This window comes from Denitratimonas tolerans, assembly GCF_037203605.1.
GTDB classification, from domain to species: domain Bacteria; phylum Pseudomonadota; class Gammaproteobacteria; order Xanthomonadales; family Xanthomonadaceae; genus Denitratimonas; species Denitratimonas tolerans.
In genome coordinates this window covers 86,474-99,090 of record NZ_JBBDHC010000008.1, presented here as the reverse complement: position 1 = coordinate 99,090, position 12,617 = coordinate 86,474, and the positions used below count along the sequence as shown (strand labels likewise).

Genomic DNA, 12,617 nt, shown 5'->3' with positions numbered 1-12,617 from the left:
CAGCGATTGCCCACGATCAGTATTCCGCCTGGCCCGGCGCGCGCGGGTAGGGAATCGCATCGCGAATGTTGGACAGGCCGCACACGTAGACGACCAGCCGCTCGAAACCCAGGCCAAAGCCCGCGTGCGGCACCGTGCCGTAGCGGCGGAAGTCGCGGTACCAGCCGTAGTGCCCGCGATCCAGCCCGAACTTGTCCATGCGCGCGTCGAGCACGTCCAGGCGCTCCTCGCGCTGGCTGCCGCCGATGATCTCGCCGATGCCCGGCGCCAGCACGTCCATCGCAGCGACCGTCCTGCCGTCGTCGTTCAGGCGCATGTAGAAGGCCTTGATGTGCTCGGGGTAGTTCACCACCACGACCGGGCGTCCGACGTGTTCCTCGGTGAGCCAGCGCTCGTGCTCGGTCTGGAGATCCAGTCCCCATTCGACCGGATAGTCGAACTTCCTGCCGCTGGCCTGGAGCAGGCGGATCGCTTCGCCATACTCGATGCGCGCGAACGGTGCCTCGACGAACTTCTCCAGCCGCGTGATCGCATCCTTCTGCACCCGCTCGGCGATGAAGGCCATGTCGTCGCCGCGCTCGGCCAGCACGGCGCGGAACAGGTACTTGAGGAACTCCTCGGCCAGATTGGCATCGTCGTTGAGGTCGGCGAAGGCGATTTCCGGCTCGATCATCCAGAACTCGGCCAGGTGCCGGGTGGTGTTGGAGTTTTCCGCGCGGAAAGTCGGGCCGAAGGTGTAGACCTTGCTCAGCGCCAGGCAGTAGGCCTCGACGTTGAGCTGGCCCGAGACCGTGAGAAAGGTTTCCTTGCCGAAGAAGTCGCGCGAAAAGTCCACCGCGCCCCCGGCATCGCGCGGCAGGTTGGCAAGATCCAGGGTGGAGACGCGGAACATTTCGCCCGCGCCTTCGGCATCGGAGGTGGTGATGATCGGGGTGCTGATCCAGTAGAAGCCGCGCTCGTGGAAGAAGCGGTGCACGGCCTGTGCCAGGCAGTGGCGGATGCGGGTCACTGCGCCGAACAGGTTGGTGCGCGGGCGCAGGTGCGCCACTTCGCGCAGGAACTCCAGCGAGTGCGCCTTGGGTTGGATCGGATAGGTTTCCGGGTCTTCCACGAAGCCGGTGATCTCGATCGCCGTCGCCTGCAGCTCGAAGCTCTGCCCCGCGCCCTGCGAGGGCACCAGCGTGCCGGTGGCGATCACGCCGCAGCCGGCGGAAAGGCGCTTCACCTCCGATTCGTAGTTTTCCAGCGAGTCCGGCACCACGACCTGGATCGGCGCAAAGCACGAGCCGTCGCTCAGGTTGACGAAGCTCAACCCGGCCTTGGAGTCGCGCCGGGTGCGCACCCAGCCGCGGACCGTGACTTCGCTGCCGGTGCCGATGTCGCCCGAAAGTGCCTTCTGCACGCTGACCACTGACATTGCCTTGAATCTCCGCGCCGCCGGGCGCACATGGGGTCGGTCATGATAGCGAAACGGCCGGCCGTCATGGCATGGACGCCGCCGGCCTGCGGCGCTACCTTGGCCCGATTCGATCAGACGAGCTTCCACTGGACGACCCATGAGCATCCAACTGACCCCGGCCGCCCTTGACCGCGCGCGGCGCTTCCTTGAAACCCGCCCCGGTGCCGCCGGTTTGCGCCTTGGGGTGAAGAAGAGCGGCTGCTCGGGCTTCGGCTACGCCGTGGATGTGGCCGAACGGGTCGAGTCGGATGACGCCGTGTTCGAGCAGGAAGGCGTGAGGGTGCTGGTCGATCCGCGCAGTCTGCCGATGGTGGACGGCACCACGATCGACTTCGTTCGCCGCGGCCTCAACCAGGAATTCGTGTTCGACAATCCCAGGGCCACCGGCGGCTGCGGCTGCGGCGAGAGTTTCACCGTGAGCGAGGGATTCTGACGGCCCCGCGCGGCCCCGCGTCACCCCTCCGAGACCCGCATCAGCACCAGGCCCGCGACGATCAGCCCGGCTGCGGCGACGCGAATGGGCGAAAGCTGTTCGCCCAGCGCCAGGACGCCCAGCGCAAAGGCTCCGACGGCACCGATGCCGGTCCATATCGTGTAGGCCGTGCCGAGCGGCAGCTCGCGCATCGCGCGTGCCAGAAGCACGAAACTGGCGATCATCGCCACCAGGGTGACGAGGCTGGGCGCAAGCCGGGTGAAGCCTTCCGAACGCTTCATCGAAAACGCCCACACCACCTCCAGCACGCCTGCCAGCAGTAGCGAGATCCACGCCATCACAAGGACTCCTGCAACGTTCCGGGCCGTCCCGCGTGGCTGCCCGCATGGCGCGGGGGAGGTCGTCCTCCTGCAAGGCCGACATGATGCCAGCGTTCCGGGGCGGGAGCTGCCGCCAGGCGCTCCCGGAGATGAATGCCGACCATGACTGGGGCGGTGCGGCCGGGCCTGGCTCGAGAACAGCGGCCTGCTGCAATGCCTGTCCCCGGCAAAATTGCGCCCGGCCCCCGACTACGCCTACAATGCCCGGCTCCCTGCGCCGCCTGCGCCGGGAGACCTTGCCTCACCGCCCGTGCGGGAGGCTGTTCGCCGGGTCACGTCGGCGTCATCCACGAGGAAACAACCATGCGTCATTACGAAGTCGTGTTCCTGGTCCACCCGGACCAGAGCGAGCAGGTTCCCGCCATGATCGAGCGCTACAAGGTGCTGATCGAGGGCGACGGCGGCAAGATCCACCGCCTGGAAGACTGGGGCCGCCGCCAGCTGGCCTATCCGATCGAGAATCTGGTCAAGGCCCACTACGTCATGTTCAACATCGAGTGCAGCCAGCCGGTGCTGGAGGAACTCGTGTCCGGCTTCCGCTTCAACGATGCGGTGCTGCGCCACCTGGTCATCGGCCGCGACGGCCCGGATACCGAGGCGTCCTTCATCCTCAAGAGCAAGGACGAGAAGCCCGATCGCCGCCGTCGCGACGACGAGTCGGAAAGTGGCGAAGCGTCGGATGCCTCCGGCGACTCCAGCGCGGCTGCCAGCCGCGACGCCGCCTGATCGCCTGACCCAAGGAGCACATCGACATGTCCAAGTTCTTTCGCCGCCGCAAGTTCTGCAAGTTCACCGCCGAAGGCGTGACCGAGATCGACTACAAGGATCTCAACACCCTGCGCCAGTACATCACCGAGACCGGCAAGATCGTGCCGAGCCGGATCACCGGCACCAAGGCCAAGTACCAGCGCCAGCTCGCCACCGCGATCAAGCGCGCGCGCTTCCTCGCGCTGCTGCCGTATACCGACAACCACGACGCCTGATCCGCGCCGCATCACGTCGCGCTCCATCCGTCGCCGCCCCGCGCGGCGGCCGGGTGGAATGCGGGGGCGATGCGGTTTTCCCCGTCCTTTCGGACAGCACCCGTTGCGGGCCAGTGCCCGCTAACGAAAACGGAGAATCACCATGGAACTCATCCTTCTTCAGAAAGTCACCAACCTCGGCGCCCTGGGTGACAAGGTCACCGTCAAGCGCGGTTATGGCCGCAACTACCTCGTGCCGCAGGGCAAGGCGGTTCCGGCCACGGCGGCCAACATCGCCGCATTCGAGGCGCGCCGCGCCGAGTACGAGGCCAAGGCCGCCGCGCTCCTGGGCGATGCCGATGCGCGCCGCGCCCGCTTCGCCGACGCCAGCGTGACCCTGTACGCCAATGCCTCGACCGAAGGCAAGCTGTACGGCTCGGTCGGTCCGCGCGACATCGCCGAGGCCTTCACCGCCGCCGGCCTGCCGCTCAACAAGTCCGAAGTCATCCTGGGCGAAGGCCCGCTGCGCCGCACCGGCGAATTCGAGGTGATGCTGCACCTGCACGCCGACATCACGGTGCCGGTCAAGGTCGTGGTCGAGGCGGAAGCCTGATCCCCCCCGGGTTTCCCGCGCTGCACTGCGACGGGCGCTTCGGCGCCCGTCGTCGTTTCGGGGAACGGCGACCGCTTGTCCCCTGCTTTTCCACAGGGATGTCCCCTGCACGGCAGGAGACCTGCCCGTATCATTGGCACCTACCCGGCTGCAGGATTCACGCTTCATGGCTGTCGTCCACTCCTTTCCGGATCGCGACCCGCGCATCGACGCGCTGCGCGTGCCGCCGCACGCGATCGAAGCCGAACAGGCCGTGCTGGGCGGATTGATGCTGTCGGCCGAGGCCTGGGACAAGGTGGCCGATCGCCTGAGCGAGGAGGATTTCTACCGGCGCGACCACCAGCTCATCTTCCGCGCCATCGGCCAGCTTTCCGAGCAGGGCAAGCCGAGCGATGCGGTCACCCTGGGCGAGTGGTTCCAGTCCCACGGCCTCGCCGAGCAGGTCGGCGGCAGCGCCTACGTGATCGAGCTGGCGAGCACCGTTCCCAGCGCCGCCAACATTTCCGGCTACGCCGACATCGTGCGCGAGAAGGCGATCCTGCGTCGCCTGATCGACGTCGGCACGAACATCGTCAATGACGCCTTCCAGCCTGGCGGGCGCGACAGCCGGGCGGTGCTGGAAAAGGCCGAACAGGAAGTGTTCCGCATCGCCGAGGCCGGTGCCCGTGGGCGCACCGGCCTCATGCCCATGCGTGGTGCCGTGCACGAGGCCTTCACCCTCCTGCTCAAGCGCCACGAGAACAAGGGCGCGATCACCGGCCTGCCGACCGGCTTCATCGATCTGGATGACATGACGGCAGGGCTGCAGCCGTCGGATCTCATCATCCTTGCGGCGCGACCGGCGATGGGCAAGACCTCGCTCGCGCTCAACATCGCCGAGTACGCCTCGCTCAAGACCAGCAAGGCGGTGGCGGTCTTCTCGATGGAAATGTCCGCCAGCCAGCTCGCCTTCCGTCTGATTTCCTCGCTCGGCCGCGTCGACCAGCAGCACCTCAAGACCGGCCAGCTCGAGGACGAGGACTGGAGCCGGGTCACCAGCGCCATCACCATGCTGGCCGATTCCAAGATCTTCATCGACGACACCCCGGCGCTGTCGCCCATCGACCTGCGCTCGCGCGCGCGGCGCATGGCGCGCGAACACGAGCTGGGCCTGATCGTGATCGACTACCTGCAGCTGATGCAGGTGCCCGGCACCCGGGAAAACCGCACCAACGAGATCTCCGAAATCAGCCGCTCGCTCAAGGCGCTGGCCAAGGAGCTCAACGTGCCGGTGATCGCGCTCTCCCAGCTCAACCGCTCGCTGGAAAGCCGCACCGACAAGCGTCCGGTGATGGCCGACCTGCGCGAATCGGGTGCCATCGAGCAGGACGCGGACATGATCGTCTTCATCTACCGCGACGAGTACTACAACAAGGAAAACTCGCCCGACAAGGGCCTGGCCGAGATCATCATCGGCAAGCACCGCAACGGCCCCACGGGCATGCTGAAGCTCGTGTTCAACGGCCGCTTCACCCGCTTCGACAACTATTCCGCGCAGCCGTATTCGGGCTCCTTCGAATGAGCCGCGAGGTGCTGGCGCGGATCGATGCCGGTGCGATGCGCGACAACATGGATCTGCTGCAGCGCCGTGCGCCGCGCAGCCGGATGCTGGCCGTGCTCAAGGCCGACGCCTACGGCCACGGCGCGCTGGCGGCGGGCAGGGCGCTGGAGGCCGATGCCGATGGCTTCGGCGTGGCGGGGCAGGGCGAGGCGCAGCACCTGCGCGACGCCGGCCTGACCCGGCCCATCGTCCTGTTCGGCGGCTTCGATGCGCCCGCGGACATCGATCTCCTGCGCCAGCTCGACGTACGCCCCGTCATCCACCATCCCGCCCAGATCGCCATGCTGGAAGCGCGCGGCGCAGCCGCGCCGATCTCCGTCTGGTTCAAGATCGACAGCGGCATGAACCGCCTGGGCTTTCCACCCGACGAGGTGCCCGAGGCGCTGGCGCGGCTGCGCGCCCTTCCCGGCGTGGCCCCCGACATCGTGCTGATGACGCACTTCGCCGCCTCCGACGAACCGGACAGCCCGACCGTGGCCAGGCAGATCGCGCGCTTTCGCGCCGCGACGGCCGGTTTGGGGCTTCCCGTCTCGCTGGCCAACTCCACCGCCGTGCTCGACCACCCCGATGCCCACGGCGACTGGATTCGCCCCGGCGGCGCGCTCTACGGGCTGACCACCAAGCCGGGCCGCTGTGCCGCCGATGACGGCCTGCGCCCGGCCATGCGGCTTTCCGCGCGCCTGGTGGCGGTGCGCGACAAACCCGCCGGCGCGGCCATCGGCTACGGCGGCAGCTTCGTGTGCCCCGAACCCATGCGCATCGGCGCGGTGGCGGTGGGCTACGGCGACGGCTACCCGCGCCACGCGCCGACCGGAACGCCGGTGCTCGTCAACGGCGCGCGCTGCCGCACCGTGGGGCGGGTATCGATGGATCTGGTCACGGTGGATCTCGCGCAGGCACCCGATGCGAAGGTGGGCGACGAGGTGGTGCTCTGGGGTGACGGGCTTGCCATCGAGGAAGTCGCCGCCAGCGCCGGCACCATCAGCTACGAACTGAGCTGCGTGCTGACGCGGCGGGTGCGGTTCGCGCAGGCGTGATCCACACGCGCCGAATGCGGGCACTCGCGGCGTTCCGGGCGGCGGATCCGGCGCGGCTTCTGTTAAGATTCACGGTTGTTTTCCGCAGTGCAGCACGCCTTTTCGCCATGATCGAACTCAATCCCGTCCGCTCGCAGATCGCCGACCTCACCGAGCGCCTCGACGCGCTCAGGGGGTATCTTTGACTACGACCTCAAGGTCGAACGCCTGGAGGAAGTGACGCGCGAGCTGGAAAGCCCGGACGTCTGGAACGACCCGGAGCGCGCACAGTCCCTCGGGCGCGAGCGCGCCAGCCTCGACAAGATCGTCGGCGGGCTGCGGCGCGTCGGTGAGGGCCTGGAGGAAGGGGCCGAGCTGCTGGACCTGGCGGAAGCCGAGGGCGACGATGATACCGCGCAGGCTGTGGTCGCCGATGTCGCGCGCATCGAGGCGGAACTGGGCAAGCTCGAGTTCGCCCGCATGTTCTCGGGCCGGATGGACGCCGCCCCCGCGTTCGTCGATATCCAGGCCGGCGCGGGCGGCACCGAGGCGCAGGACTGGGCCGAGATGCTGCTGCGCATGTACCTGCGCTGGTGCGAGGATCGCGGCTGGAAGACCGAGCTGCTGGAAGCCTCCGGCGGCGACGTGGCCGGCATCAAGTCGGCCACGATCCGGGTCGAAGGCGACCACGCCTACGGCTGGCTCAAGACCGAAACCGGCGTGCACCGCCTGGTGCGCAAGAGCCCGTTCGATTCGGACAACCGCCGCCACACCAGCTTCACTTCGGTGTTCGTTTCGCCGGAAGTCGATGACGACATCGAGATCGACATCAATCCCGCCGATCTCAAGACCGACGTGTACCGCTCCTCGGGTGCCGGTGGGCAGCACGTCAACAAGACCGAGTCGGCGGTGCGCATCACCCACGTTCCCACCGGCGTCGTGGTGGCCTGCCAGACCGAGCGCAGCCAGCACGCCAACCGCGATCGCGCGATGAAGATGCTCAAGGCGCGCCTGTACGAGCTGGAGGTGCAGAAGCGCAACGCCGAGCGCGACGCGGTGGAGGCCACCAAGTCCGACATCGGCTGGGGCAGCCAGATCCGCAACTACGTGCTCGACCAGAGCCGCATCAAGGACCTGCGCACCGGGATCGAACGCTCGGATACGCAGAAGGTGCTGGACGGCGACCTCGACGAATTCGTCGAGGCCGCCCTCAAGGCCGGACTGGACGCCGGCTCCAAGCGCAGCGACGCCGCCTGATGTGCCACCGCCCCGTAGCGCGGAGCTCGCTCCGCTCCCGCAGCGGAAATACCCCGTAGAGCGGAGCCTGCTCCGCTGCCTTCGGAAGATTCCAGCCGAGCAAGCTCGGCTCTACAAGGCTGACCGCCATGACCGACTCCGCCACCCCACCCGTTGACGAAAACCACCTCATCGCCGAGCGTCGCGAGAAGCTGCGCGCGCTGCGCGCGCAGGGCGTGGCCTATCCCAACGACTTTCGCCGCGCGCACTACGCCGGCGACCTGCAGGCCGAGTTCGCCGACGCCGGGCGCTGGGATGCCGAGGCGCTCGAAGGACTCGGACGCGAGCTGCACCTGGCCGGCCGCCTGATGGCCAAGCGCGTGATGGGCAAGGCCAGCTTCGCCCAGATCCAGGACGAGTCCGGCCGTATCCAGGTGTTCCTGCAGGCCAATGCGCTGGGCGAGGCCTACGAGGCCTTCAAGGGCTGGGACGTGGGCGACATCATCGCCGTCACCGGCACGCTCACGCGCACGCGCACCGGCGAGCTGTCGATCCGCGCCAATGCGATCCGCCTGCTGACCAAGAGCCTGCGTCCGCTGCCGGACAAGTGGCACGGCCTGGCCGACGTCGAGCAGCGCTACCGCCAGCGCTACGTGGATCTCATCGTCACGCCCGAATCGCGCGAGGTCTTCATCCTGCGCTCGAAGATCGTGCGCGAACTGCGCAACTGGCTCGACGCGCGGGGTTTCCTGGAGGTGGAAACGCCGATGATGCAGCTCATCCCCGGCGGTGCCACCGCGCGGCCCTTCGTCACCCACCACAACGCGCTCGACATCGACCTGTACCTGCGCGTGGCACCGGAGCTGTATCTCAAGCGCCTGGCGGTCGGCGGGCTGGAGCGGATCTACGAGATCAACCGCAACTTCCGCAACGAGGGCGTCTCCACGCGCCACAACCCCGAATTCACCATGCTGGAACTGTACGAGGCCTATGCCACCTACAGTGACGTCATGGACCTTACCGAAAACCTCATCCGCGACACCGCGCGCACGGTGCTCGGCACGACCACGGTCACCTGGGAAGGCAACGCCATCGACCTCGGCCCGGCCTTCCGGCGCTGGCGCATGGACGAGGCGGTGCGCCACCACAATCCGGAAATCACCGTGGCCGACTGCACCGATCGCGAGGCGCTGGCGCGCCACTGCGAGCGCCTGAAGATCAAGGTGAAGCGCGAATGGGGCTGGGGCCGGCTGCTGCTGGAAATCTTCGAGGCCACGGTCGAGCACACCCTGATCCAGCCGACCTTCATCACCCAGCACCCCGAGGAAGTCTCGCCGCTGGCGCGCGCCAGCGACACCGAGCCGGGCTTCACCGACCGCTTCGAGCTGTTCGTCAACGGCAAGGAACTGGCCAACGGCTTCTCCGAGCTGAACGATCCGGAAGACCAGGCCGCGCGCTTCCGCGCCCAGGTCGCGGCCAAGGACGGTGGCGACGACGAGGCCATGCATTACGACGCCGACTACATCCGCGCGCTCGAATACGGCCTGGCCCCGACCGGCGGCCTGGGTCTGGGCATCGACCGGCTGGTGATGCTGCTGACCGGCAGCGACTCGATCCGCGACGTGCTGCTGTTTCCCTACATGCGCCCCGAATCCAGCGGCGCGAAGTAGCAGGACGGGGCTCACGCCGCCCGCACCGGGGCTGTCCTGCGGCGCGGGTTGGGGGCATGATGGCGCAGTTTGCGACACCCGGCGTCGCGCTCGCCCTGCCACCGCCCGCGGGAGACCCCATGTCCGATACCACGATGCGCCTGCTCCACATGCTGCGTCTGCTGCCGCGCTACCCGCAAAAGCGCACCGTTCCTCAGATCCTCCAGTCGCTGGAGTCACTTGGCTTCAGCATCGACCGGCGCAGCGTGGAGCGCGACCTGGTGCGGCTCTCGCAGCAGTTTCCAGTCGGCTCCGACAGCAGCGGCCGCCCGCGCGGGTGGTTCTGGCTCGCGGACGCGCCGGACGTCATCGCGCCGGGCCTGGCCGTGGGCGAGGCGCTGGAACTGGAGCTGCTCGGGCAACACCTGCACGCGCTGCTCCCGGTTGCCCAGCAGGCCGCGCTGGCGCCGAGGCTGCGGGCCGCGCGCGCGGCGCTCGATACCCTGGCTCCGCCCGCGATCACGCGCTGGCGCAAGCGCGTCACGGTGATCGACGACGGCGCGCCGCTGATCGCGCCCGACCTTGCCGCCGATGTCCTGGCCCAGGTTCATGAGGGACTCCTGCACGGGCGCTGTCTGGAAGCCGATTATCTGGCGCTCGGGGCGCGCGCGCCGCGGCACTATCGCGTGCATCCGCTGGCGCTGGTGTATTCGGGGCGGGTCGGGTATCTGGTCGCGATGCTCGATGACTTCGAGGACGCCCGGCATCTGGCCCTGCATCGGATCCGCAGCGCGCGCGTCAGCGCGGACGCGGCGCGCGACAAGGCGGGGTTCGACCTCGATACCTACCTTCGCAGCCACGCCTTCGATCTTCCCGGCGAGGCGATGCTGCGGCTCGAACTGCGCGTCGGCGAGTGGCTCGCGCGCTTCCTGGAAGAGCGCAGGCTGTCGCACGACCAGCGCATCGTGTACCGCGAGGACGGCATCCGCGTCTTCGCGCAGGTGCATGAAAGCGAGCGGCTGGTCTGGTGGCTGCGCAGCCAGGGTCGGGAGGTCGAAGTGATCAAGCCGCTGCGGCTGCGCCGTCGCCTCGCGCAGGAGTTCCAGGCGCTGGCCGAGGCCTATCGGTCCGAGGAGGCGTGAGATGCCGATGACTGCGGGCATCCGACGAGCGCCGGGCGCACTGCTGGCGCTGGCGCTGCTCGCGCCGGCACCTGCCGGTGCCCTGACCGTGCACGAGGTCGAGTACGCCTCGCAGGCCGATCTCAAGCTGTTCCGCGTGCGCTACGCTTCGCAGGCCGATCTGCGCATCCACTGGGTGCGCCATCGCAGCCAGGCGAACGGCGATGCGCTGTGGTGGAAGGCCAAGTACGCCTCGCAGGCGCAGGTCAAGGTGTTCTACGTCGACTACGCCTCGCAGGCCGACCTCAAGGTGCTCGAAGTCGACTACGCCAGCCAGGCGGGCTGGAACGGCCCGCCGCGCGGGCTTGGCATCCGCTGAAGGCGCTGAAGGACTCAGTGCGTGCCGTTGGATGTGTGCGGCGCGCTGTCGCGCAATTCCCGCCGCAGGATCTTGCCGACGTTGGACTTGGGCAGCTCGGTACGGAACTCGATGATGCGCGGCTGCTTGTAGCCGGTCAGTTCGGCGCGGCAGAAGTTGCGGATGTCGTCCGCGGTCAGGCCCGGATCCTTGCGCACCACGACGAGCTTCACCGCTTCGCCCGATTTTTCGTCCGGGACGCCGACCGCCGCGACTTCCAGCACGCCGGGAATCTGTGCAACGACATCCTCGATCTCGTTGGGGTACACGTTGAAGCCTGAGACCAGGATCATGTCCTTCTTGCGGTCGACGATGTAGAAGAACCCCTTGGCGTCCATCTTCGCCATGTCGCCTGTGTGCAGCCAGCCGTCGGCGGAAAGGACCGCGGCGGTATCCTCCGGGCGCTGCCAGTAGCCGGCCATGACCTGCGGCCCGCGCACGCACAGCTCGCCCACTTCGCCCATGGGCAGGATGCGGTTTTCCTCGTCCATCACGCAGCAGTCGGTGGAGGGGATCGGCAGGCCGATGGAGCCGTTGTAGTCGGCCAGGTTCATCGGGTTGATGCAGGCCGCGGGGGAGGTCTCGGTGAGGCCGTAGGCTTCCACCAAGGTGATGCCGGTGGCCTGTTTCCAGCGTTCGGCCACGGCGCGCTGCACCGCCATGCCGCCGCCCAGGGTCAGGTGCAGGTGGGAGAAATCCAGGTTCCTGAAGCCTGGCGTGTTGAGCAGGCCGTTGAACAGGGTGTTGACGCCGGTGATGGCGGTGAAGGGAATGCGCGAGAGGGTCTTCACGAAGCCCGCCATGTCGCGCGGGTTGGTGATGAGATGGTTGAGACCGCCGAATTTCATGAAGACCAGGCAGTTCGCCGTCAGCGCGAAGATGTGGTAGAGCGGCAGCGCCGTGATGATGTGCTCGTCGCCGGGCTTGACGTTGCTGCCGAGCCACGCGGCCGCCTGCTGCATGTTGGCCACGAGATTGCCGTGGGTGAGCATTGCGCCCTTGGCCACGCCGGTGGTGCCGCCGGTGTACTGCAGGAAGGCGATGTCCTCATGCGAGAGCGTGATCGACGGCAACGCCTTGCCGGCGCCCTGCGAGAGCGCATCGTTGAAGCGTATGGCACCGGGAATGTGGAACTCGGGGATCGCCTTCTTCACGTACTTGAGCGTGAGGTTGACCAGGGTGCCCTTGGGAAAGCCCAGCAGGTCGCCGACGCCGGTGGTGACAACCTGGCGGATCGGGGTGTCGTGCAGCACTTCCGAGAGCGTGGCGGCGAAGTTGTCCAGCACGACGATGGCCGAAGCCCCCGAGTCGACCAGCTGATGCTTGAGCTCGCGTGCGGTATACATCGGATTGGTGTTGACCACCGTGAGCCCGGCGCGCAGCGCGCCGAAGATGGCGATGGGGTACTGCAGCACGTTCGGCAGCATGATGGCGACGCGGTCGCCCTTCTTGAGCTTTAGCCCGTGCAGGAGGTAGGCGGCGAACTGCTGGCTCAGCGCGTCGATCTGCGCATAGCTCAGGGTGCGCCCCAGGTTTTCGTAGGCCGGGCGGGCGGCGAAGTCGCGGCAGGCCACGGCAAGCACGTCGGGCACCGATTTGAACTGGCTGAGATCGATCTGTTCCGGGACGCCTTTGGGATAATTCGCCAGCCAGGGACGCTCGATGCTCATGGGTGCCTTCCTCCGCGGTCTTCTTGGGGCGAAAGCCTGCGCGCGCAGGGCGTTCGCGGT

At 67.8% G+C, this 12,617-nt stretch carries 14 protein-coding genes; 11 read left to right on the top strand and 3 right to left on the bottom strand.

The window, feature by feature from the left end; genetic code table 11:
- Positions 1-16 precede the first annotated feature (16 nt).
- Complete coding sequence (gene asnS, locus WB794_RS07405) at positions 17-1,417, bottom strand: asparagine--tRNA ligase (protein ID WP_337335208.1); 1,401 nt, start codon at positions 1,415-1,417, stop codon at positions 17-19.
- 139 nt (positions 1,418-1,556) lie between these two features.
- Between asnS and WB794_RS07400 the strand changes: the two genes are divergently transcribed.
- Positions 1,557-1,892, top strand: coding sequence for a HesB/IscA family protein (locus tag WB794_RS07400; protein WP_337335207.1), 336 nt, complete (start codon positions 1,557-1,559; stop codon positions 1,890-1,892).
- Between the two features lie 20 nt (positions 1,893-1,912).
- On the opposite strand, the gene WB794_RS07395 is transcribed toward WB794_RS07400, so the two are convergent.
- Entirely contained in the window at positions 1,913-2,230 is a 318-nt protein-coding gene (locus WB794_RS07395; protein ID WP_337335206.1) for a DMT family transporter, read from the bottom strand.
- Between the two features lie 345 nt (positions 2,231-2,575).
- Between WB794_RS07395 and rpsF the strand changes: the two genes are divergently transcribed.
- The 10 genes from rpsF to WB794_RS07345 all read left to right on the top strand — a co-directional run bounded on the left by rpsF (position 2,576) and on the right by WB794_RS07345 (position 10,848).
- Positions 2,576-2,998 (top strand): 30S ribosomal protein S6, encoded by a 423-nt coding sequence (gene rpsF, locus WB794_RS07390; RefSeq protein ID WP_337335205.1) that lies wholly within the window; start codon positions 2,576-2,578, stop codon positions 2,996-2,998.
- Between the two features lie 26 nt (positions 2,999-3,024).
- Positions 3,025-3,255 carry a 30S ribosomal protein S18 gene (rpsR, locus tag WB794_RS07385; RefSeq protein WP_337335204.1) on the top strand — a complete coding sequence of 77 codons (231 nt, stop codon included), beginning with the start codon at positions 3,025-3,027 and terminating at the stop codon, positions 3,253-3,255.
- Positions 3,256-3,397: 142 nt separating this feature from the next.
- Complete coding sequence (gene rplI / locus WB794_RS07380; protein WP_337335203.1) at positions 3,398-3,847, top strand: 50S ribosomal protein L9; 450 nt, start codon at positions 3,398-3,400, stop codon at positions 3,845-3,847.
- Between the two features lie 166 nt (positions 3,848-4,013).
- Positions 4,014-5,408 (top strand): replicative DNA helicase, encoded by a 1,395-nt coding sequence (locus WB794_RS07375; RefSeq protein ID WP_337335202.1) that lies wholly within the window; start codon positions 4,014-4,016, stop codon positions 5,406-5,408.
- Positions 5,405-6,484, top strand: a complete 1,080-nt coding sequence (gene alr / locus WB794_RS07370; protein ID WP_337335201.1) for an alanine racemase — start codon at positions 5,405-5,407, stop codon at positions 6,482-6,484. Before WB794_RS07375 ends, alr begins: the two co-directional genes overlap by 4 nt.
- Positions 6,481-6,669 (top strand): hypothetical protein, encoded by a 189-nt coding sequence (locus WB794_RS07365; protein ID WP_337335258.1) that lies wholly within the window; start codon positions 6,481-6,483, stop codon positions 6,667-6,669. Before alr ends, WB794_RS07365 begins: the two co-directional genes overlap by 4 nt.
- A protein-coding gene (prfB, locus tag WB794_RS07360; RefSeq protein WP_337335200.1) for a peptide chain release factor 2 occupies positions 6,592-7,720 on the top strand; the annotation gives its coding sequence in 2 pieces (ribosomal slippage) (positions 6,592-6,666 and positions 6,668-7,720; 1,128 coding nt in all). Before WB794_RS07365 ends, prfB begins: the two co-directional genes overlap by 78 nt.
- A gap of 128 nt (positions 7,721-7,848) precedes the next feature.
- A complete protein-coding gene (gene lysS / locus WB794_RS07355) occupies positions 7,849-9,369 on the top strand; it encodes a lysine--tRNA ligase (protein WP_337335199.1) in 1,521 nt (506 codons plus the stop codon).
- Between the two features lie 119 nt (positions 9,370-9,488).
- Complete coding sequence (locus WB794_RS07350) at positions 9,489-10,490, top strand: helix-turn-helix transcriptional regulator (protein WP_337335198.1); 1,002 nt, start codon at positions 9,489-9,491, stop codon at positions 10,488-10,490.
- A gap of 1 nt (position 10,491) precedes the next feature.
- Entirely contained in the window at positions 10,492-10,848 is a 357-nt protein-coding gene (locus tag WB794_RS07345) for a 7(1) septoil knot domain-containing protein (RefSeq protein ID WP_337335197.1), read from the top strand.
- Between the two features lie 14 nt (positions 10,849-10,862).
- Here WB794_RS07345 and WB794_RS07340 read toward each other — a convergent pair whose 3' ends face one another.
- The gene (locus tag WB794_RS07340; protein WP_337335196.1) at positions 10,863-12,557 is read right to left on the bottom strand and encodes an AMP-binding protein; all 1,695 of its coding nucleotides are present in this window, start codon (positions 12,555-12,557) and stop codon (positions 10,863-10,865) included.
- Between the last annotated feature and the right edge of the window lie 60 nt (positions 12,558-12,617).